Annotated in this window: 17 protein-coding genes and 1 riboswitch; of the genes, 11 read left to right on the top strand and 6 right to left on the bottom strand. The window is 71.0% G+C overall.

What is annotated here, in order from left to right:
• Positions 1-24: 24 nt before the first annotated feature.
• The 3 genes from AC5L38_RS15145 (at position 25) to AC5L38_RS15135 (ending at position 4,050) form a co-directional block, all read left to right on the top strand.
• Entirely contained in the window at positions 25-642 is a 618-nt protein-coding gene (locus AC5L38_RS15145; RefSeq protein WP_495243424.1) for a TetR/AcrR family transcriptional regulator, read from the top strand.
• 103 nt (positions 643-745) lie between these two features.
• On the top strand, positions 746-2,332 hold the full coding sequence (locus AC5L38_RS15140) for a phytoene desaturase family protein (RefSeq protein ID WP_495243423.1): 1,587 nt from the start codon (positions 746-748) through the stop codon (positions 2,330-2,332).
• Between the two features lie 44 nt (positions 2,333-2,376).
• Complete coding sequence (locus AC5L38_RS15135) at positions 2,377-4,050, top strand: ATP-binding SpoIIE family protein phosphatase (protein ID WP_495243422.1); 1,674 nt, start codon at positions 2,377-2,379, stop codon at positions 4,048-4,050.
• Between the two features lie 144 nt (positions 4,051-4,194).
• Here the strand turns inward: AC5L38_RS15135 and AC5L38_RS15130 are convergent, their stop codons facing one another.
• Positions 4,195-5,739 carry a choice-of-anchor I family protein gene (locus tag AC5L38_RS15130; protein WP_495243421.1) on the bottom strand — a complete coding sequence of 515 codons (1,545 nt, stop codon included), beginning with the start codon at positions 5,737-5,739 and terminating at the stop codon, positions 4,195-4,197.
• 210 nt (positions 5,740-5,949) lie between these two features.
• Here AC5L38_RS15130 and AC5L38_RS15125 point away from each other — a divergent pair, with 210 nt between their 5' ends.
• Entirely contained in the window at positions 5,950-6,519 is a 570-nt protein-coding gene (locus AC5L38_RS15125) for a TIGR03086 family metal-binding protein (RefSeq protein ID WP_495243420.1), read from the top strand.
• Between the two features lie 51 nt (positions 6,520-6,570).
• Here AC5L38_RS15125 and AC5L38_RS15120 read toward each other — a convergent pair whose 3' ends face one another.
• Positions 6,571-6,684, bottom strand: coding sequence for a 50S ribosomal protein bL37 (locus AC5L38_RS15120; RefSeq protein ID WP_495243419.1), 114 nt, complete (start codon positions 6,682-6,684; stop codon positions 6,571-6,573).
• Positions 6,685-6,880: 196 nt separating this feature from the next.
• Here AC5L38_RS15120 and AC5L38_RS15115 point away from each other — a divergent pair, with 196 nt between their 5' ends.
• From AC5L38_RS15115 to AC5L38_RS15100, 4 genes are all read left to right on the top strand, one after another.
• Positions 6,881-7,477, top strand: a complete 597-nt coding sequence (locus AC5L38_RS15115) for an HD domain-containing protein (RefSeq protein WP_495243418.1) — start codon at positions 6,881-6,883, stop codon at positions 7,475-7,477.
• A 164-nt stretch (positions 7,478-7,641) separates the two neighbouring features.
• Positions 7,642-8,442: a DeoR/GlpR family DNA-binding transcription regulator gene (locus AC5L38_RS15110; RefSeq protein ID WP_495243417.1), complete on the top strand. Its 801-nt coding sequence runs from the start codon at positions 7,642-7,644 to the stop codon at positions 8,440-8,442.
• On the top strand, positions 8,439-9,518 hold the full coding sequence (galT, locus tag AC5L38_RS15105) for a galactose-1-phosphate uridylyltransferase (RefSeq protein WP_495243416.1): 1,080 nt from the start codon (positions 8,439-8,441) through the stop codon (positions 9,516-9,518). Before AC5L38_RS15110 ends, galT begins: the two co-directional genes overlap by 4 nt.
• A gap of 72 nt (positions 9,519-9,590) precedes the next feature.
• A riboswitch (cyclic di-AMP (ydaO/yuaA leader) is annotated at positions 9,591-9,727 on the top strand.
• Between the two features lie 3 nt (positions 9,728-9,730).
• Positions 9,731-10,708, top strand: coding sequence for a coiled-coil domain-containing protein (locus AC5L38_RS15100; protein ID WP_495243415.1), 978 nt, complete (start codon positions 9,731-9,733; stop codon positions 10,706-10,708).
• A 73-nt stretch (positions 10,709-10,781) separates the two neighbouring features.
• Here AC5L38_RS15100 and AC5L38_RS15095 read toward each other — a convergent pair whose 3' ends face one another.
• Positions 10,782-11,270 carry a MarR family winged helix-turn-helix transcriptional regulator gene (locus tag AC5L38_RS15095; protein ID WP_495243414.1) on the bottom strand — a complete coding sequence of 163 codons (489 nt, stop codon included), beginning with the start codon at positions 11,268-11,270 and terminating at the stop codon, positions 10,782-10,784.
• 110 nt (positions 11,271-11,380) lie between these two features.
• Here AC5L38_RS15095 and AC5L38_RS15090 point away from each other — a divergent pair, with 110 nt between their 5' ends.
• Complete coding sequence (locus AC5L38_RS15090) at positions 11,381-11,542, top strand: nuclear transport factor 2 family protein (protein WP_495243413.1); 162 nt, start codon at positions 11,381-11,383, stop codon at positions 11,540-11,542.
• Positions 11,543-11,748: 206 nt separating this feature from the next.
• Positions 11,749-12,495: an IclR family transcriptional regulator gene (locus AC5L38_RS15085; RefSeq protein ID WP_495243412.1), complete on the top strand. Its 747-nt coding sequence runs from the start codon at positions 11,749-11,751 to the stop codon at positions 12,493-12,495.
• 216 nt (positions 12,496-12,711) lie between these two features.
• Here AC5L38_RS15085 and AC5L38_RS15080 read toward each other — a convergent pair whose 3' ends face one another.
• Positions 12,712-13,557 carry an alpha/beta fold hydrolase gene (locus tag AC5L38_RS15080; RefSeq protein ID WP_495243411.1) on the bottom strand — a complete coding sequence of 282 codons (846 nt, stop codon included), beginning with the start codon at positions 13,555-13,557 and terminating at the stop codon, positions 12,712-12,714.
• A 1,005-nt stretch (positions 13,558-14,562) separates the two neighbouring features.
• Between AC5L38_RS15080 and AC5L38_RS15075 the strand changes: the two genes are divergently transcribed.
• A complete protein-coding gene (locus AC5L38_RS15075; RefSeq protein ID WP_495243410.1) occupies positions 14,563-15,435 on the top strand; it encodes an SDR family NAD(P)-dependent oxidoreductase in 873 nt (290 codons plus the stop codon).
• A 123-nt stretch (positions 15,436-15,558) separates the two neighbouring features.
• On the opposite strand, the gene AC5L38_RS15070 is transcribed toward AC5L38_RS15075, so the two are convergent.
• Together AC5L38_RS15070 and AC5L38_RS15065 are read right to left on the bottom strand one after the other, a co-directional pair.
• Positions 15,559-18,348, bottom strand: a complete 2,790-nt coding sequence (locus AC5L38_RS15070) for a helix-turn-helix transcriptional regulator (protein WP_495243409.1) — start codon at positions 18,346-18,348, stop codon at positions 15,559-15,561.
• Positions 18,349-18,627: 279 nt separating this feature from the next.
• The gene (locus AC5L38_RS15065) at positions 18,628-21,258 is read right to left on the bottom strand and encodes a hypothetical protein (protein WP_495243408.1); all 2,631 of its coding nucleotides are present in this window, start codon (positions 21,256-21,258) and stop codon (positions 18,628-18,630) included.
• Between the last annotated feature and the right edge of the window lie 316 nt (positions 21,259-21,574).

Here is a 21,574-nt window from a genome sequence, read left to right as displayed (position 1 = left end):
GGTTGACCGGTGCTACCTTGAGGCATGGACAAGACCCCCCGCCGCACCCCCGAGGAGCGCAGGCGCGATCCCGAGCGCACCAAGAGGCGCATCGTCGAGGCGGCCAGGACCGAGTTCTCCGCCAAGGGATTCGCCGGGACGAGGGTCAGCGAGATAGCCGCCAGAGCCGGGGTGAACAAGCAGCTCATCTCTTACTATTTCGGCGGAAAGGAAGGGCTGCTCAAGGCGCTCACGGCGGACTGGCAGGGCAAGGAGAGCACCTTCGCCGGGACGTCACCGCCGCCGTCGCTGCCGGAACTGGTGCGCGGATACGTCACCGCGACCGTGCGCGACCGCGACCTCGCCAGGATTCTCATCTGGGGCGGGCTGCAGGACGACGGCGAGGAGGACTCCGCGCTGCTGAGGGACATGCGGGACAACGTCGAGGACATGCGCAGGCGCCAGGCGGAGGGGGAGTTCCCCGCCGACCTCGACCCCGCCTACCTGCTCCTGATGCTCTTCGCCGCGGCCGACGCCGGGGCGATATTCCCTCAACTGGTCCGCGCGATCTGCGGGCAGGACCCGGCGTCCGAGGAGTTCGGTGAGCGCTACGGGGAGCAGCTGGCGCGACTGCTCCGCCACCTCAACACCGACAAGTCCTAGTTCGTCTGGAAATATCTATGAATCTCTGTTAAACACGAGGTTCGTATATAGATCATTCTTTACAATCCTCCATACCAGCAGTCAGCGCGCCCCTGGAGGGAAAGTGTCGGAGTTCGACGGCGTCATCGTGGGCGGGGGCCATAACGGCCTCACGTGTGCCGCCTACCTCGCGAAGGCGGGGCTGTCGGTCGCGGTCGTCGAGCGCAACGACGTCGCGGGCGGCGGTTGCAGCACCCAGGAGCTCACGCTGCCCGGATTCCGGCACAACACCCACAGCAGCTACCACTTCCTGGAGGAGGGCCCGGTCCCCGCCGATCTGGAGCTCCAGCGGTACGGCCTGAGCTACGTCTACCCCGAGACCCAGCACGCCACGGTCTTCAGGGACGGCCGGGCGATCACGGTCTACACCGACCCCAAGCGCACCGCCGAGTCCTTCGCCCGGTTCTCCAAGGCCGACGCCGCGCGCTGGCTGGAGCTGTACGAGCGCTACGCCGAGGCGGCCAGGGGCCTGGTGAACGGCTTCCTGTACTCCAAACCGCTGCCCCCGCCGGTGGTCGCCGAGCGCCTCAAGGGCGACCTCGGCCGCGACATGCTGAGCTACATGCCGCTGTCGCTGTACGAGGCCGTCGACAGGAACTTCGAGAGCGACCAGGTCAGGGTGCTGTTCAAGTCCTTCCTGCACGCGATCTCCATCGAGAACGTGCCCGGCACCGGCAGCTTCTTCCCCCGGCTGCTCTCGCGCATCGCCAGGCTCGGGGTGCCCGTGGGCGGCGCGGGCAACGTCGCGAGCGCGCTGCGCGCCGTCATCGAGGAGCACGGCGGCACCGTGATCACCGGCGCCCACGTCGAGCGGATCCTGGTCGACGACGGGCGGGCCACCGGGGTGCGGCTCGCCGGCGGCGACGTGCTCACCGCCCGCCGGTTCGTGTCCAGCGCGGTGGACGCCCCGCAGACCGTGCGGCTGGCGGGCCCGGAGAACTTCGGCGCGGAGATCGCGGCCAAGGTCGAGGACTACAAGTGGGCCGGGCACAGCCTCGTCACCCTCCACCTGGCGCTCGACGAGGCGCCGCGCTACCGGGCCGCGGAGTTCGAACCCGACGTCGACCGGGCCTTCCTCGTGGTGCTCGGCGCCGACGACAGCGAGCAGCTCGGGCGCACCTTCGACCAGATCCACCAGGGGCGGCTGCCCGACCGGCTGGCCGGCAACGGCGCGTGCCCCTCCTTGTTCGACCCCTCGTACGCGCCGGACGGCAAACACGTGGCGTTCTGGTGGCCGTGGGCCCCGTACGACCTCGACGGTGATCCGGCCAACTGGGACGCGCGGCGGGAGGAGGTCGGGGAGCGGCTGCTCGCCGAGTGGGCCGAGTACGCCCCCAACCTCGCGGGAGGCGCCGTGCTGGGCAAACGGGTCTTCTCACCGCTCGACATCGAGCGCCACTGCGTCAACATGGTGCGCGGCAGCCACCACGTGGGGGCCTACGAGCCGTCCCAGCTGGGCGGCAACCGGCCGGTCCCCGAGATGGGCCAGTACCGCACCCCCGTCGACGGCCTCTACCTCTGCGGCGCCAGCAGCCACCCGGGCGGCTCGGTCTCCGCGGCGCCCGGATACAACGGCGCCAACGCCATCGCAGAAGACCTCGAACTGGAAACCTGGTGGACGCCGGTTCCCGCACCCCGGTGGAGCGAGTGAAGTCCCGTTTCGTCACCAAGAATCCAGCGACGCCAGGTTTCAGGATGGGCAGTCCCGCATCCATGCACGAGCAGCTGTCCCTGCTCAACGCCGCCAGCAAGCGCATCGGCAGCACGCTGGACATGTTCGAGACCGGCAGGGAGCTGATGGACGTCGCCGTGCCGCGCTTCGCGGACGCGGCGGGCATCCTCGTACAGGACCGGCTGGTGACCGAGGGGGAGTTCCCCCAGGAGACCACCGACGGCTCGGCGCTGGTGCGGCGGATCGCGGTCGGGGTGGCCGACCCCTCCCCCGGCGAGTACGCCAGGGCGTTCCCCGTGGACGAGGTGGCCGTCTACGAGGCCTGGACCCCCTACGCCCGGTGCATGGCCACCGGCAACCCGATCCTCTACCCCCGCCTGGGGCGCAGGACCGCCGAGGAGATCGGGCGGTTCTGGAAGCGCGACACGGTCTCGAAGGTGCTGGAGGACAGCTCGTTCCTGGTGGTGCCGCTGAAGGCGCGCGGCCGGGTGCTGGGTTTCGTCATCTTCACCCGCAGGCCCACCAGCCAGCCCTTCGACGAGCAGGACGTCAACCTGGCCGAGGAGCTGGCGGCCAGGACCGGCGTCTGCCTCGACAACGCGCGGCTCTACAACCGCGAGCGCCGCACCGCGCTGACCCTGCAGAGCAGCCTGCTGCCCGTCGACCTCTCCCAGCCGCTGGGCCTGACGATCGCCTCCCGCTACCTGCCGGCCAGCGACCTGGTCGGGGTGGGCGGCGACTGGTACGACGTGATCCCGCTGCCCGGCTGCCGGGTCGCCCTCGTCGTCGGCGACGTGATGGGGCACGGCATCAGGGCCGCCGCCACCATGGGCCAGCTCCGCACGGCCGCGCGCACGCTGGCCAGCCTGGACCTGAGCCCGGCCGACGTGCTGTTCCGGCTCAACCTGATGAGCCAGGACCTGGACGCCAGCCAGATCGCCACGTGCGTGTACGCCACCTACGACCCGGTCACCCGGCGGTGCGCGATCGCCTGCGCCGGGCACGTGCCGCCGATCCTGGTACGGCCCGGCGGCGAGACCGAGCTGCTGGAGCTGCCGCCGGGGCTCCCCCTGGGCATCGGCAACGAGCCGGCCGAGATGCGGGAGTTCACGCTTCCCGGCGGGACCGTGCTCGCCTTCTACACCGACGGCCTGGTGGAGAGCCGCGACCGGGACATCGAGGAGGGGATCGGCGCGCTGCGCGGCCTGCTCTCGGGCCCCGACCACGACCTGGAGGAGGTGTGCGACCTCACGATCAGGGCCCAGCGGCCCGGGCACGAGCGTGACGACATCGCCCTCCTGCTGGCCAGGGTGTCGGAGCTGACGGAGAACGAGTTCGTCGAGACCTCGCTGCCCTCCGACCGCCGCTCCGCCTCCCAGGCCCGCCGTTTCGTCCGCTCCACGCTCGACAAGTGGGAGCTGTCCTCGCTCTGCGACAACACCGAGCTCATGGTCAGCGAGCTGGTCGCCAACGCGGTCGAGCACGGTCAGGGCGAGGTCGAGCTGCGGCTGCTGCGCGGGCCCACGCTGGTCTGCGAGGTGTCGGACAGCTCGGCGTCCGAGCCGGTCATGCGGGAGGCTTCCACCACCAGCGACACCGGCCGCGGCCTGCATCTCATCAACTGGCTCGCCCACCGCTGGGGGTCCCGCCTCACCCCGAAGGGCAAGATCGTCTGGATCGAGCAGCGGCTGCCCTAGTCTGCCTGCTGTCGCGGTTTGTGCCTTTATCGCCTTTATCGCCTTTATAGGACCGCCGGGCCCCGTACAGACGGCGAAGGCCCCACGCCGCGCGAGTTCTCGCGGCGCGGGGCCTGACGGGCCGGCTCGGGGTCTCCCGGAGGTTCAGCGGACCTCGTAGATGGCGGTGGTGCCGCTGACCTCGTTGCCGACCACCAGGAGCGGGCGGCGGGTGGGGCTGTCGGAGGCGGGGACGAACAGTACGCCCTCGGGGCCGACGTCCCCGGCGGTGCCGTCCTCGACCGAGCCGGCGAAGTCGCGGGTGTTGACGTACCCGGCCAGGCGCGGCGCGCGCGGGTCGCCCAGGTCGTAGGCGACGATCCCGCCGACCCGCTCCAGCCCGGCGAAGGCGTAGGTCCGGCCGCGCACCTCGCCGACCGTGACGCCCTCGGGCTCGGGGCCCTTGTTGTCGCTGCGGCTGTCGAAGGAGTCGTTCTCCTCGTTGTCGGCGTTGAAGGCCTCGGGCAGTTCCTTGGCGACGAGCCGCTCCAGCTGGTCGCCGGAGTCCCAGACGAGCGCTCCGGAGGTGGACCTGATCGAGATCGAGCGGGCGCCGAACGCGTGCAGCTCGGTGTAGGCGCCGCTCGCGTCCTTGGGCGAGTCGGCGGCCACGTTCAGCCGGCCGAGCTCGGTGTCCTTCCTGAGGTTCTCGGCGTCGGGCAGCGCGAGCTTCAGGTCCTTGACCCTGACCTCGTCGGCGTGGCAGTCCCAGTCGCGCCCGTCGCCCTCGTTGGCGGTGACCAGGTAGGTGCGCCCGCGGTCGCGGAAGTGCGCGATCGCGTCGGGCTGGTACATGCCCTTCACCGGCCGGGGCCTGATGTCGATCTTCCCGTCCTTGTCCGAGGCGTCGAACCCGCTCTTCGACCAGTCCTTCAGCCCCAGCGGGACGACGTCGCGGACCGCGGCCCGGTCCAGGTCGACGATCGCGAGCGCGTTGTTCTCCTGGAGGGTCACGTAGGCGGTGTCGCCCTCGACGGTGACGTACTCCGGCTCCAGGTCACGGGCGGCGGTGGCCCCGGGGCCGGTGATCCGTACCCCCTCGGCCCGCAGCCGCTCGGCGTCGAACCTCGCGAACCCCGCGGTACGCACCGTCCAGCGCTTCAGGTCGACGACGCTCACCGAACCCTCGGGGTCGGCCACCGCGCCCTCGCAGTAGGAGGACGGCTCGCCCTCGTTGGCCACGACCACCCGCCTGCCGTCGGGGGTGAAGGTCAGCATGTCGGGCAGCGCGCCCACGGTCACCTGCCTGAGCTTCCTCCCGCTCCGGGCGTCGAAGAAGGCGACGGTGCCCGGGTCGGTCTTGACCGCGGCCTGCTGGGCCACGGCGACCAGGCCGCGGCGCACCGCGACGCTGTTGGCGCCGGGGGTGGCCAGGGTGGCGACCTTGCGCGGCCTGCGCGGGTCGCGGATGTCGAGCACGTCGACGGTGCCGGCCTGCGCGTTGACCACGAAGACCCGGCGCGTCGAGGGGTCGTACGCGGTGATCTCCGAGGCGCCGGCGGCGACGGTACCGGTGGTGTAGCGGCCGAGGAAGGTCAGCTTGACGCCGCCGTGGCCGGACTCGGCGGCGGCCGGGGTCACGGAGGCGGGCATAAGGAGCAGGCCGGTGACCGCCGCGGCGGCCGCCCGGGGGAGAGTCGTGGTGCGCATGAGGCGAATTTTCACGAAATATCGTGACTTAGTGCTGACGCTGAGATGACCGTGGGATGAAGCCCCACGGTCAGGTGTGTCGCGGCGATTCCTCCGCGTCGCCCCAGAGCCTCCGGTCATGTCCGTTGACGCGATGACTCCTGGCTTTCCAGGGGTTACGGTCAAGATGAGAGCCGGGAGGAAACCCGGGAGGGCATCGGGAGGGGCATGATGACCATCGACGTACCCGAGGCTTACCGGCGCGCGCTGGACGCCTTCGGCGCTCTCGTCCACCGGGTCGGCCCCGAGCAGTGGCAGAACCCGACGCCGTGCGTCGACTGGGACGTGCACGCCCTGGTCAACCACGTCGTCGGCGAGAACCTGTGGGCCCCCGTGCTGCTCGCCGGGGGGACCGCCGCGGAGGTCGGCGACGCCTTCGAGGGGGACCTGCTCGGCGACGACCCCATCAAGGCGTTCGACACCTCGGCCGTGCCCGCCGTCCAGGTGGCGACCGGCCCCGGCGCCCTCGACCGCCTCGTCCGCCTGCCGTTCGGCGACGTGCCCGGCCGGGAGTACGTCACCGAGCTGTTCGCCGACGCGCTCATCCACACCTGGGACCTGGCCCGCGCCATCGGCGCCGACGAGCGGCTCGATCCGGAGCTGGTCGAGGCCTGCGCCGCCTGGTTCAGCCACGCCGAGCCCGGCCACCGGCAGGCCGCGTCCGCCGGAGAGCCCTCGGAGGCGCCCTCCGACATCGACGCGCAGACCCGGCTGCTGGCCTCCTGGGGCCGTCGCGCCTGACCGTTCGCTCCCCCGCGCTCGCGCACGGCTCACGCGGGGAGGTCCGGATCGCTAGGCGGGCCGCTTGCCGTGGTTGGCCTTGCGCTTCCTGCGGGCCTTGGCCTTACGCGCTCTCCTGCCCATGCCGACCACCCTTTCGCCGAGGTTCCCGGGACCCGATCTCACCGGCTCAGACCTTCACATTCCTCCCGGAACGGCGGTCGCACAAGGCCCGGACGACGATCCGTCCGACTCCGGTGAACCGTGTTTCCCCGCCCTTGCCCCGGTTTTTCCCCGGGCCCGCCGCTCCGCACCCCGGTGCGAACATGCGATCGACCCCGCACCCCGCACCCCGCACCCGGCCGGGTCCTAGGCTCCGTCCATGAGCGAGAAGCTGATGGCCCGCTGGCGATCCCTGGCCGGCCTCGGGGCCGACCCCCTCGGCGGCGAACTGATCACCCGGTACGACGAGCCGCACCGCAGGTACCACACGACCGCCCACCTGGAGGCGGTGCTCACCCACATCGACGCCCTGGCCGATCACGCCGAGCATCCGGACCTCGTACGGCTGGCGGCCTGGTTCCACGACGCCGTCTACGACCCCCGTCGCGGCGACAACGAGGAGCGGAGCGCGGGGCTGGCCGAGCGCGCGCTGCCGGAGATGGGACTGTCCCCGGAGGCCGTGGCCACGGTCGCCCGGCTGGTCAGGCTGACCGTCACACACGACCCCGCGCCCGGCGACGCGGACGGGGCCGTGCTGTCCGACGCGGACCTGGCGATCCTGGGCGCGTCCCCGCAGGCCTACGCCCGATACGCGGCGGCCGTACGCGAGGAGTACGGCTTCGTCCCCGACGACGCGTTCAGGGCCGGGAGGGCCGCCGTGCTGCGCTCGCTGCTCGACCTCCCGGTGATCTTCCGGGTCTCCGGCCCGGAGGAGGCGGCGAGAGCGAACATCGCGGCCGAGCTCGGGCGACTGTGAATCGCGGGTGAGCTTGAGCGATGCGAATCGCGGGTGAGCTTGAGCGACCGTGGGGCGCGGCCGAGCTTGGATGACCGTGAGCGGATAGTCACCAAGACTCAACAACGTTCCGCACGCCGACCGTGCTAATTTGGTGGAATCTGGTGGATTAAGGGGAGTGGTCAATGCTTGCCCAGCAGCGGCAGCAGGCGATCCTGGAGAGGGTGCGCAGCAGCGGCGGGGTCAGGGTCGCCGACCTCGTCCGGGAGCTCGGCGTGTCCGACATGACGATCCGGCGCGACCTCGAGGTGCTCTCCGAGCGCGGCCTGGTGGAGAAGGTCCACGGCGGCGCCACCGCCGCCGGGCCCGGCTCGACCGAGGAACCGGGCTTCGCCGCCAAGTCCGCGCGCCAGCAGGCGGAGAAGGAGACGATCGCCCAGCACGCCGCCCGGCTCGTCCGGCCCGCCACGGCGATCGCGCTCTCCGCGGGGACCACAACCTGGACGCTCGCCCACCACGTGACCGACGTGCCCGAGCTGACCGTGATCACCAACTCGGTCCGGATCGCCGACGTCTTCCACCGCTCCCCCAGGGCCGACCGCACGGTCGTGCTGACCGGCGGGGTCCGCACCCCCTCCGACGCCCTGGTCGGCCCGGTCGCGGTCTCGGCGATCCGCGGGCTGCACGTCGACACCCTCTTCCTCGGCGTGCACGGGATGAGCACCCGCGCCGGGTTCACCACCCCCAACCTGATCGAGGCCGAGACCAACCGCGCGCTGGTCGCCTCCGCGCACCGCCTGGTGGTGCTCGCCGACCACACCAAGTGGGGCACGGTCGGCATCAGCACGATCGCCCAGCTGGCCGAGGCCCACATCGTGGTCACCGACTCCGGCCTGACCGAGGAGGCCCGCGAGGAGCTCGCCACCTCGGCGGGCGAACTGATCATCACCGAACCCCAGCGAGAGAGCGAGATCGCCGGCCGATGAAACGCACGATCACCCACCTGGCCGACGGCCGGGAGCTCATCTACTTCGACCGGCGCGACGACGCCGACCGCGGCGCAGCCGACAGGCGCGACCTGCCGCCCCGCCCCGCCGCCTCCGAGCTGCGCTACGACCCGCTGACCGAGGAGTGGATCGCGGTGGCGGGCCACCGCCAGGGCCGCACCTTCCTGCCCCCGGCCAGCGAGTGCCCCCTCTGCCCCTCCACCCCCGGCAACCTGACCGAGGTGCCCGCCGCCGACTACGACGTGGTGGTCTTCGAGAACCGGTTCCCCTCGTTCTCCGCCCAGCCGGGCGAGCACCGGGAGATCGGCGGGCTGAGCGAGATCCGCCCGGGGACCGGCAGGTGCGAGGTGGTCTGCTTCACCTCCGAGCACGACTCGTCGTTCTCACGGCTCTCCCCCGAGCAGGTCGAGCTGGTCATGGAGGCCTGGGTCGACCGTACGGCGGAGCTGTCGGCGACGCCGGGCGTGGAGCAGGTGTTCTGCTTCGAGAACCGGGGAGCGGAGATCGGCATCACCCTGGCCCACCCGCACGGCCAGATCTACGCGTACCCCTACGTGACCCCGCGCACCAGGCTGACACTCGGGGCGGCCGAGCGCCACCGGGAGCGGACCGGCGGCAACCTGTTCGCCGACGTCCTGGCCGCGGAGCGGGAGGCAGGGGTCCGGGTGGTGGCCTCGAACGAGCACTGGACGGCGTTCGTCCCGGCGGCGGCGCGCTGGCCGGTGGAGGTCCACCTCTACCCGCACCGCCAGGTTCCCGACCTGGTCGCGCTGGAGGCCGGGGAGCGCGCGGCGTTCGGCCCCCTCTACACCGACGTGCTCCGCCGCCTCGACGGGCTGTTCGGCGTGCCCATGCCCTACATCGCCGCCTGGCACCAGGCGCCGGTCTCCACCGGCCGCGATCTGTCGTACGCGCACATGGAGTTGTTCAGCATCCGCCGCGCGCCGGACAAGCTGAAATACCTCGCCGGGTCGGAGTCGGCCATGGGCGCGTTCGTGAACGACGTGTCACCCGAGGGAACAGCACATCTCCTGCGCTCTGTCATCACGAAGTGATTACCGCTTGGTCTCGTCTTGAGGTCGCATGACCTGCTGTTTACCACTACTATCCTTCCCACATCGGCTTCAAACGCTGATATGCCTAATCCCGGGCGCCTCGCCCGGGAGCCGGGGAACCACCGCACCTGGGGTGAAACCACTTCGGTGGAAGGGCTTCCTCCAGCCCGAACCCGTCAGCTAACCCGGCAGGCGCAAGGAGAGGAGAGTTCGTGGCGGCCTCGTCCCCCACGTTCCGTCGGCATGCCGCTCTGGCCCTCTGTCTGAGCTCGATCGCGGCGTTCACCATCGGCGCCCCCACCGCGGGAAGCGCGGAACCCAAGCCGACCGAGGCCAAGCTCCGCGCCGACCTGGCCAAACTCGGCAAGAAGCTCGACGGGCTGATCGAGACCTACGCCGCCAAACGCGAGTCTCTCAGGAAGGCGCAGAAGGCCGAGACCGTCGCCAAGCAGAACCTGAAGAAGGCCGAGGAGACCTACGTCGAGGCCAAGAGGCAGGTCGACACCATCGTGCAGCTGCGCTACCAGACCAGCAGCAGCGGAGGGCTGCCCGCGCTGATGTTCTCCGGCGACATGGGCGCCGCCGCGGTGATGGAGCAGCTCACCGCCCAGCAGACCGCCTACCTGGACGGCTTCGCCGACAGCCTCGAACGCAGGAAGAAGGCCTCGGAGACGGCGTCCAGGCTCACCGACGAGATCGGCGAGGAGGCCAAGGAGGTCGAGGGCCAGCGCGAGAAGGCCGAGGACGTGATCCGCGACGTCAAGGACAGGCTCGACCGCCTCGCCCCCACCGGTTCCGGCCGCCGCTCCGACGGCACCTGGGCCCCGCAGCTCCCCACCGGCGCCGACAACATCACCGACCGCACCCGGATCATGCGCGACGCCGTCATGCGGCGCTTCAGCCTCCCGTACTCCGTCGGCTGCTACCGGTCCGCCAACGACGGCGGCGAGCACCCGCTGGGCCGCGCGTGCGACTTCATGATGAGCACCGGCGGCACGATGCCCTCGGCCGCCAACATCGCGCTCGGCGACGAGATCGCCGCCTGGGCCATCAAGAACAAGGCCAGGCTCGGCGTGAAGTACGTGATCTGGCGCCAGCGCATCAACCACGGCTCCGGCTGGAACTTCATGTCCAACCGCGGCGGCATCACGGCCAACCACTTCGACCATCCGCACATCTCGATGTACTAGGAGCCGAGGCTTCCCGGGCAACGGGGACGACGCCACGTCCCGCCGGGAGCGAGGCGGGTCGCCCCGGCCGTGATCACTCGGCGGGCCGAACCCGGGGAGAACCCTCCACAATGCTCCAGAGCATCGCGTGGAACCTCGCGTGCTCGTGTCGCGGGATGGCGGCGAGCCGGCGGCCGACCGCGGTCTCCCGGGCGACGGAGACCTGGGCCTTGACCTCGACGCCCTTCGCGGTCGCCTCGGGGATCCGCACCCGGCGGTCGCGCTCGGAGACCTTGCGGACGACGAGGCCGCCGCGTTCCAGACGGTCGAGGATCGACACCAGCGTGGTCTTGTCGATGCCGAGTTCGGTGGCGATCTCCATCTGGGTGCGTTCCGGGCCGTCGGAGACCAGGGCGAGCACCAGCCAGTCGCGGAGATCGGCCAGTCCGGCCTCTCTCGACACCTCGTTGAAGGCATCGGCCAGCACCGCGGCGGCGCGATGGGTCAGCCATGTCAGATCGGCGTGCGCCACGCTCGAAGCGGCAGCCTCGGCCTCGGCGTCGGTCTCGTTCTCGGCGGACATCTGGTCATCCTACGACAAACCATCACCAATCAGATTAAGTTGATTCGGATAATCCGATGTCGTACGTTCTTGCCAGGGATGGAACCATCCCTAGAATTGTGGAGAACTCCATGACCGTCGATACCGACCTGGCTGCCCGCGTCCGGCGCCTGGAGGACCGCGCGCTGATCAGCGAACGCGTCACCACCTACGCGGTCTCGGTGGACCGCCGGGACCGGACGCTGTTCGAGGACCACTTCACCGAGCAGGTGCGCGTCGGCTTCGGTGGATGAGGCGAGGGCCCCGGTCCTGGACTCCGCCTGAAACGCGGTGCCGTTCGACCGTCGTCCGATCGATCGCGTCGGGCGGTGCGGCGAGGTGTCCCACCAGGCCACTCCGTCGGCACGGCCTCTCGCCCATCGAACTACATTTGTCTTCGGGTGGCTGATCAAGCACCCATGGAACGGCGCGGAAACCATCGCGCACGAAGGCGGGCAACATGTCCAACGAGCACAACATGTCGGTGACCGACAAGGTCCTGGCTCTGCTCGGAGCGTTCTCCCATGAGGCTCCCGCACTGACGCTCACCGAACTGTCGAGGCGGACGGGCCTTTCGCTGCCCACCGTCCATCGTCGTGCCGCCGAACTCGTCGAGTGGGGGGCCCTGGAACGCGGCCCCGACCGTCGCTACCGGGTGGGCCTGCGGCTGTGGGAGGTGGCCACCCTCGCGCCCCGCGGCTTCGCCCTGCGGAATGTCGCCCTGCCGTTCCTGCAGGACCTGTACGACGCCACGAAAGAACAACACATCCATCTTTCCGTGCGGGATCACCTGGACGTCGTCTTCCTGGAACGTCTGAGCGCGCCCAACGCCCCGCAGGCCGACAGCCGGGCAGGGGGCCGGTTCGGCGCGTTCGCCACGGGAGCGGGGCTGGTGTTGCTCGCCCACGCCCCCGGCGCCGTACGAGAGGAGTATCTGAGCAACCCACTGCCTCGCTACACCAGGAACACCGTCACCGACCCTGCCCGGCTCCGCTCGATTTTGGCCGGTGTCCGCAGGGAGGGCTATTCCACCAGCGAAAGAATGGTGAGGTCGGACATCCACTGCGTCGGGGCGCCGGTCTACGGGGTGAACGGTTCGGTGGTGGCAGCCGTGTCCATTTGTTTCCGGGTGGGCAGCCAATCCCCCCGGTCGCTTGTTCCCTCCGTTCAGGCGGCTGCCCGGGGAATTTCCCACGCCCTCCGCTGACGAACTCGAACGGCGCCCGTTCCAAGGCCGCGATTCTTTCGAAGCCGCGGTCCCGGAAGGCGTCCTGCCGGACCACGGCGTCGCCGGCCTCCGTCACCTGCGAACGGCGATCGGACAGCACCGCCGGGCGGCCTCGCTGTTCCCCGTGGCGCGGTCGATGCGCCGGTCGGCGGAGTGCGTCGGGCCGACCGGCGATGCCATGGCCGGTGCTCGTTGTCAGCGGGTGGTCGCGGCGGCCTTCTCGATGAGGTCGGTGACGATCTCCGGGTTGGTCACCTGTGCGGCGTGGGGGGTGTCGGCCTTGACGGTGTGGGCGCGGGCTCGGGCGGCCATGAACCGCTGGGCCGCCGGGGGAATCAGGTGGTCGTCGTTGGAGACGAGATACCAGGAGGGAATGGTCTTCCACGCGGGCGCGCCGGACGCCTCGTCGAGGGCGTGCGGGGCGGCGGGGCTCTGCGTGGCGGCGAGTTCGGCGGCGACCTTGCTGCCGAGGCGGTCGCTCAGGAACAGGTCCCGGTACTTGTCGGCCCTGGCATACAGGTCGACTCCGGCGGTGCCGTCGGCCAGGGTGAAGGGGACGGGGGTGAGGGCGGTGGGGATGGCCGCGTGGGGGTCGGTGGTGATGTGGGTGCCGGGGAACTTCGCGGTCAGGTCCACGACGCTCTCGCCCTTGTCCGGCGCGAAGGCCGAGATGTAGACCAGGGCCTTGACCTTGGCGTTGTCCGTGACGGCGTTGGTGATGACGGATCCGCCGTAGGAGTGGCCGACCAGGACGACGGGGCCCTGGATGGTCTTGAGGTAGGAGGCCAGGTAGGCCGAGTCGTCGGAGAGGCTACGCAGGGCCGTGGGAGGGGCGGTGACCGGGTATCCCTTGGTCTGCAGGCGCTTGATCACGCCGCTCCAGCTGGCCGGGTCGGACCAGGCGCCGTTGACCAGGACGACGGTCGGCTTCGAGGTCGTCTTGGGGGAGGACGCGGCCGACGCGAAGGGGGTCATAGCGACGGCGAGGGCGGCCCCGGTCGCGCCGACGACGGCGATACGGAAAGCATGACGGTTGAACATCGGTTTCTCCTTGAGGGATGGGTTGTCGCTTGTTGAGCGCAAATACGCCTGTCCGCGGGGGGCGCGGTGGTGGAGATGGATCGGCAGGACCATCGCTCCCTGCGAGCCGCCCCCGATGCACGTCGAGTGCATCCTGCGGCGCTTCTCCAGAGTGTCGGCGGACCCGCCCCGTCCGCATCTGTCGAATGGCCACCGGAAACCCGCACCGTCATGCTGTGCCGGACAGTCGTTTCAACAGCCCGCCGGTGTTTCCACAGGTCAGCCGTACCCAACGCGGGTCTCGAAGGCGGCCCGGCCTGGCTTTCGCCCACGTCGGGCCGGCCGTCGTGCCCTCCGTGCGCGTGAACGAACCGAGGCCCCGCCTCCCTGGGGACCCACGACGGGGTGGGGCCGCCACGGGTCACCGCCGGGACGCGTGAGACGGCGATGGGCGTCGACACGAGCAGGTCAGGTGCGTGACCGCTTGTACGTGGCCCGGATCCCGCGCGGCGTCCCGGTCCCCGTTCGCGGGTCCCTGGCGACCGGCCGGGAATTGCGGCGGGTGGTGCTCGACGGCCACGTGCGCAAGACGCCGTGCCCGCCACGACCGTCGGAATCAGCGTGCTGACGGTGTTCGGGGCCGGAACCCCGGTGCCGGGCGACCATTCACGCGCCCCCTGTCGCGAGGCGGCGTGAACCGCAGTCTCTCGCACAGTCGTTTGACTTAGGCGGGCCGGTCCCGCGGCACCGACACTGGCCACGTGGTCAGGTGCGCGTCGCACCTGTCGGGCAGGGCCTCACCTCACCCGCCGAGCGGATAGCTCGGGCGGGGGGCGAAGTGCCCCGCCCACCGCGTGACGGACGTTGGGCGAGGTCTCGTATGGAAAGCAACGTGGACGGGCGGGGATCGACAGCGACCGCGACGGAGAACGTGAGATGCCGGGCATCCGCCGGTGCCGTTCCACAGCCCGGCGCTCGCCCTGCCCACGGTCGCCTCGCCGCCCCCGTCATCCGCCGGGGAGCATGATGTCGAAGATCGTTCTTGTCACCGGGGCTTCCAGCGGCCTCGGGGCGGCGACCGCGCGGGCACTGGCCGGGGCCGGTCACACCGCCTACGCCGGAATCGGGCCCGCCTCCGGCCGTTCGCCCGGCGGCCTCGCCGAGTTGGACGGGGACGTCCGCACGCGGGACACGCGGCTGCGTCCCCTCGCGCTCGACATCTCCGATCAGCGCTCGGTCTCCGCCGCGGTCAGGGACATCACCGCGGAAGCCGGACGGATCGATGTGGTGATCCACACCATGGGACCGGTACCCCGGGGACCCGTCGAGTCCTTCACCCCCTACCAGTTGGCGCAGATCTACGACGCGCATGTGCTGTCCACCCAGCGGGTGAACCGTGCCGTGCTGCCGCAGATGCGCGAGCGCCAGGACGGCCTGCTGGTCTGGGTCGTGCCCTCCGGCCACCGTACCGATGTGGCTCCCTACCTCGCCCTGCACTCCGAGGCCGTCACGGTGATCGACCATCTCGCGGCGAGCTACGCGAAAGAGCTGACCGGCTTCGGGATAGAGACCTCGATCGTCGTCTCCGGCTCGCTCATGCCTGACACCGACCAGCAGCACCCGCACCTGGTCTATCCGGATGACACCGAGACCGCCGAAGCCTACGAGGGCCGGTATCCCGGTCTGGTCCACCACGTGGACGTGACCCTGGCGGAGCAGGCCGGCACCCACGCGGACGTCGCCCAGACAGCCGAGGCCATCGCGGCCATGGTGGACGGCCCGAAGGGCAGCCGTCCGCTGCGGGTCACCGCCGGTCCCCTCGGCGACGGACCGAGGACCGGCGGCGCGGGCAGCGGCGGTTGGGCAGACGGGCGTGCGCAGGCAAACGGGCGTGCGTAGACAGACAGGCGTGCGCAGGCAGACAGGCGTGCGCAGGCAGACAGGCGTGCGCCGGAAGGGCCGCGCCGTGGCCCGCAGGACCGGCCCCGAAAGCCTGCTCCACCTGGACGGACACCTCCGGCGTCATTCGTCCAAGGCCGAGAGCGCGTCGCGGAGCGCGGCTCGGGAGGTGATCCCGAGCTTGGGAAAGATCTGGTAGAGGTGCGCGCCGACGGTCCGGTGCGAGAGATAGAGCCGCTCGGCGATCTGCTTGTTACTCAGGCCGGATGCGGCCAGATCCGCTATCTCCCGCTCCTGCGGCGTGAGCACCCTGCCGCCCGCGGCGGCGGCTCTCGGCGCGACCCATCCGGTGGCACGCAGTTCCTTGGACGCCCGCTCCGCCCAGGGACGGGCGCCGAGCAGGGTGAAGGCGTCGTGTGCCAGACTCAGCGGCCCCCTGGAGTCCGCGTTCGCCCGCGCTCGCCGGAGCCTTTCACCGTAGGCGAGCCGCACCCGCGCCAGATCGAACGGCCACCGCTCGACGCCCGGCACGGCCAGCGCCGTGTCGAAGAGGCGTACCGCCTCCTCGTCCTCGGCGGCACACAGCGCCGCTGAGCCGCCGGCGAGAAGAGCGAGCCGTGGGGAGAGCCCCCCGATGCCGCTCTCCCGCATGGCGTGCACGTGGGCGACCGCCTCCGCCCGGCGGTTGGTGCGGGCCGCGGCCTCGACGAGGTCCATCGCCACCCACAGGGCGTGCGGGACATGGGAGGCGAAGGTACCCGCGGGGCTGATCGCCGTCGCGTGCTGATAGGCGCCTTCGAAGTCGCCGCGTCCCAGAGCCGCGACCGTGCGTACCTGCCGGGCGTAGTGCAGCGCCGTCCCGACCCCCCGAGGCGTCGCCCAGCGGGTGATCTGGCCGGTGAGGAGGGCGACCGTGTCGTCGTCCCCTCGGGCGGCGGCGACGACGGCTCGGCAGTACCAGAAGTACCAGGTGAAGAACTGGTAGCCGGAGTCCTCGCACAACTGGAGTCCTTCGTCGGCCAGTTCCACGCACTCGTCCCACCTGCCGGTCAGGTAGTCGTCCAGGCACAGGTGCATCAGCGCGCCGAGGTGTCTGCGCGCCGGGCCGCCGTCCCGCCCCTGGAGGACGACTTTCCAGGAGGGCTCACGAAGGTCTGCCAGCCGGTCGAGGTAGAGCGACGCGGTGCCGATTCGGACGATACGGCCGGGGTCGGTCTCCTCGGGAAGTTCACTGAGGACGGACTGCAGCTGTTCCAGAGCCGCGGCTCCCGTACGGGCCGGGTCGGAGAAGGTCTTGCCCGCCACGGACAGCAGTGCGGGCGGCTCCGGTTGCAGGCGGGCGACCGCGGTGTAGAAGGGGGCCCACATCTCCGCGCGGCCACTGAAAAAACACAGGAGCAGCAGCAGGTGGACCGCGTCGATGAGGGCGTTGTCCCTGGCGTCGTACCGGTGTGTGCCGGACTCGATGGCGCCCACCAGCAGGCGGTGAGCGGTGTCGATGTCTCCGTCACCGTTGATGATCAGGTAGACGGTGGCGGCGGCGGAGTGCAGGGAGCCCGTCAGGTCCGAGTCCGCCCGGCGCGCGTTCTCGAGCAGCTCCGACGCTCCGCGCAGTTCCCCGGTCGCGTCGGCGCCGATGTAGGCGGCCTCCGCCAGCCGGCGGGCACGGTCCGGACCGCGGGGGCTCAGGTCGGCGGCCCGCACCAATGCCGCCACCGCCCCGACGGCGTCTCCGCGCGCCGCGATGAGACGCGCGGCCTGTTCCAGCAGGGCGGCCACCTGCTCGTCCGGCTCGACGGACGCCTCCCCCAGATGCCAGGCCCGGCGCTCGGGCTGATGCGCCAGTACGTGGGCCAGGGCACGATGGGCCGCGCGGCGCTCGGCGCTGGTGCAGGCGTCCACGACCGCCGAGCGGATCAACGGGTGACGGAAGACGAGCCGCCGGGTGCCCTCGTCGAAGTTCACCAACTGGTCCCGCTCGGCGGGCGCGAGGTCATCGAGATCGGCGTCATGGCCGGCCTGCCGCGCCGATGCCTGCAAGACCCCGAGGTCACCGGTTCCGTCCATCGTCGCGAGCAGCAACAGGCGCCGCGCGGCAGCCGGGAGGCTGGAGACCCGGGAGACGAACAGCGCTTGGAGCCGCTGGCTGAGCGGCAGCACCACGGGGAGATTCTCCAGCGCCACGCGCTGCTGCCCGCTCAGCGCCGTCGGCAACTCGAGCAGAGCCAGCGGGTTCCCCTCGGCCACGGCCAGCAATCGCTGACGCACCCGCTCGGCGAGGTTGGGGAAGCGTGCGTCGAGCAGGGCCCTCGACGACTTCGCGTCCAGCGGCGCCACCTCGTACTCAGGCAGCCCGCCGCGATTGAAGAAGGTCTCACTCCCCGAGCGCATGGCGCCGAGGAAGCCGATACGGCTGCCGTCGAGCCTGCGCGAGACAAAGCCCAGCACGGCGGCGCTGGATCGGTCCACCCAGGGCAGGTCGTCGATGATGAGAAGCAGCGGGGCCGCGGTGGCCACCTGGCGCAGGAGCATCAAGGTCGCGCTGGACACGACAAGCCGGTCCGGTGGTGGTCCGCCGCTGAAGCCCAGCGCGACACGCAGGGCTTCGCTGTGCGCGCTGTCGAGATCGCCGAACGCCTCGGAGAGGGGGAAGAGGAGCTGGTTCAGCCCGGAGTAGCTCACGTCGGCTTCGAACTCGACCCCGGCGGCACGCAGGACACGCGTTCCGGCCGAGGACGCGGCTTTCGCCGTGGCGTTGAGCAGGGCCGTCTTGCCCACCCCCGGCTGTCCCGACAGCAGGAGCGCCCTGCCGTGGTCGGTGGCGGCGAGGAAGTCGCGTATGCGTCCGACCTGCTTGGCGCGCCCCACCAGGGCGTCGGTGGCGCCGTGTTCGAAAAGGTCGCCGTAGCCCACCGGGTCACGCTCCCATCAACCGTCCGCGCCGAGCTGGGGTCCCACCGAAGGGCCGCATTGTTCGGAAACCTGAATCACGAGAAGGCGGTCATGCTAACCGCCGGTCATCGCACAGCAGAAAACCTTTCACTGGATGAAAGTCCACGCCCGTCGGACGCCGGAGCGGGGCAGGATTTGCCGGTGACCTCCTTGGCCCGGGACCGGTGCCGGGCCAGGTGAGCGCGGCATCACCCCGTGCACGGCCCGGCGTCGGCCTGTGAGCGGACGATCACCCCGTGATCACCCCGCGATCACCTCGTGCAGGCGTCGCGCCTGGTGGAGCAGCTGGCTTGAGCCCTTGCGCGCGGCCAGGTCCCCCAGCCCCGGCATCTCGCCTCGCGCCCCGGCCGATTCCGCCGCCCGCACGGCGACCTTGAGCAGCTCGCCCAGCCCGGCCCTGGCCTTCTCCCCGGGCCCGGGCAGCAGCAGCGGGATCGCCTCCGTCATGACGGACCACACCTCGGCGTGCGCCCCGGCCGAGGTGACCTCGTCGAGCACGCCGGTGACCCGGTTGAGCTTGACCTGATCGCCTCGGACCATATGGCCCACGGCCCGGCCGAGGTCGGCCGCCGGCAGCTCGGCGTACGCGGCCAGGGTGGTGATCGCGTCGGCGGCGAGCGCCCGCTGGGCGGGGAGCTGATGCCCCATGCCGATGACGATCGTGCCGGCGGTCGCGATGCCCGCGGGGCCGCCGGTGTGCGCCAGGGCGGCCACGACCTCGACCTGGCCGTCGGTGCTGTCCATGACCCACGGCAGGCACGCGAGGACGTGGGCCGCGACGGCCTCACGGTGGGACGGCATGCTGGGCGGCCACCACACCATGTCTCGGGAGAAGGGGGGATGGCCGGGCTTGGGGCTCAAGGTCCAGAGTTCGGCGAGCTGCCCGGAGACCCCCTCGGGCGGCGTGAGGCCGGCATGGGCCTCGTGCAGCGACTCGTGGTAGGACTCCGGGCGGTCGAACGCCAGAAGCTCCCAGGTCACAGCGGGCTCGGGCAACCCGCCGTCGCGCAGGCAGGTGGCCAGCCGCCGCCCCGCCCGTGACGGCAGTTTCTCCGCCCGCACCACCAGCCCGGGATCGATGTGGCGCGGCAACCGCAGCAGCGCCTGCAGGAAGTCGGACTCCAGCGGCTCGGTGTCGCCCAGCTCCTCCATGCGCGCGACCAGGGTGGCGGCGTCGACGTGCCCGGTGGGCGAGGTCGGCGTGGCCAGCAGCACGGGGATCGACTCGCCCCGTTCGAACAGGGACATGACCTCACGGAAACGCCGCTGGACGAATCGCTGCGGGGCGGGGTCGGAGCTGGCCCAGCGGTTGCCTTCCTTCAGCGCCGCGGTCAGAGCGCGGCTGTCGGCGGGCGAGACGACGGCCAGCGCGCAACGCTCCAGCAGGAAACGGACGTGCTCGTCGAAGCCGGAAATGCCGCGCGCGTACGTGTGCGCGTCGAACGGATGCCGCCAGTTCGTCCGCCACCAGGCCTGCAACCCCGCCACGACGGCGTCGCGGTCCCGGTGGGTCAGACCGACCAGGGCGGCGAGGATGCGCTCGAACCGCGCGGGCACCTCCGGCCAGAGCCGTGCGGCCAGCTCGGCGGCCAGTTCCTCGACCGAGGCCACGGGCGGGGCCAGGGCGGGCAGCGGCGTCGCGGTCGGTGTGACGGCGGCGGCCACGGCCTCCGGCCGGATCTCCTTCACCGCGCCGAAGGCGGTGGCGACCCGCTCGCGCAGGTCGGCGGGCAGCCCGACGGCCGCCTCGCGGATCGCCTCCCTGTCGGGCTCAGCGGTGTGCGGGGCGAGCTTGACCGCGACACGCACCGCACGTTCGCGCAGGCTGGGCGTGTCGACGTCGAAGACGGGCACGAGCGCGGCCACCGCGAGGGCGCCCCTGGACGGTGACGCGGCAGCGATCCACTTCACCGCGGCCGCCACGTATTTCTTCTCCGGCCGGTACGCCAGCGCCTGGACCGCCTCGGCGAACAGCTCCCCGTCGAGCGCCGGCTCCGCCCTTCGCAACTCCTCCAACGCGAGCTGCACGACGGGCGAGGAGCTCGACGGCAACATCCGTACGAAGTCGGCCACCGGGATCTCGGCCACCTCCGGCTCCAACCGCCGCCACAGCGCGACAAAGGGAGCCGCCTCGGCCGCGTCGGCTCCGGCCAGGAACCGGCTCGCACAGCCGTCGAGCAGAACCCGGCGCGGCACGCGGCCCGTCCCGGCCATCGCGACCAGCTGCCCGAGGACGGTGCGGTCCTCTTGCCACTCCTGGTCCCAGGTCAGCCCGTCCGCCACGCCCTGAGCCTGGAACAGGCGGGGCAGCATGTGGTCGAGCAGCCGATCGTCGGCGAGCACCTGGTTCCGGTTCGTCCGCTGCCGCTCGGCCTTGCGCAACACCCACCCGGACACGAACGCGTCGTTCTCCGGCGGCTCCGCGCCCGTCTCGATCACCAGCGCGGCCGCCAGATCCCAGTTTCCCAGCGCCTGTATGCGCCGCCACGTCGAGCCGGTGGTCGGCGCCAGCCGCCGCACCAGGCGTACGGCCAGGTCGCGCCGCCACGCCTGCGGCCTGTCGCTCAGCACGGACATGACGCGTGCGGCGTCGGCCTCCGGCTCCACCCGGCGCAGCTCACGCCGGTTGAGCCAGCTCGCCACCTGTTCGGCTCCCCCCAGGCAGGCCGCTCCGGCCAGACGGTAGAGGGGGGCCAGCTCGCTCACCCGCTGCTCGGCCTCGAACCCGGAACGCCGGCGTTCGCTCAGGTGGGCGGGCAGGTGTCGGGCGACCGCACGCTTGTCGTCGTCACCGAGACCGTTCAGGTGCGTGACGAGGTGCGTGACCGAGCCCGCCTCGATGCGGTCGAGGAGCTCCCGGACGGCGTTCATGCGAATGCCTCGCGTAACATAATGTCGATCATGGGCCGAAGCCTATTGATCCGCACCGACAATCAGGCGTTGACGGTCAGGTCAACGGCGAACCAGGTCGCGAGGTGATTTTCCCTCCGTCGCTGATTTCCGTACGGAAGGGTGTCATCAAGAGTTGTGTCACCAGGTGCGCGCGATCGCGTCAGCCCACGTCAGCGGCCTGGGTATTCACGGTGAAGAGGACATCCCGTTTCTAGTGGCTGCCGCGTGTGCGGCACAAAGCCGGGGCTGCCCTTCCCGATAACTCCAGGTGTGGGACATACGCGAGATGATCGAT

The sequence above is a fragment of the Streptosporangium nanhuense genome, from assembly GCF_059358815.1.
This window is presented reverse-complemented; position numbering and strand designations above follow the sequence as displayed.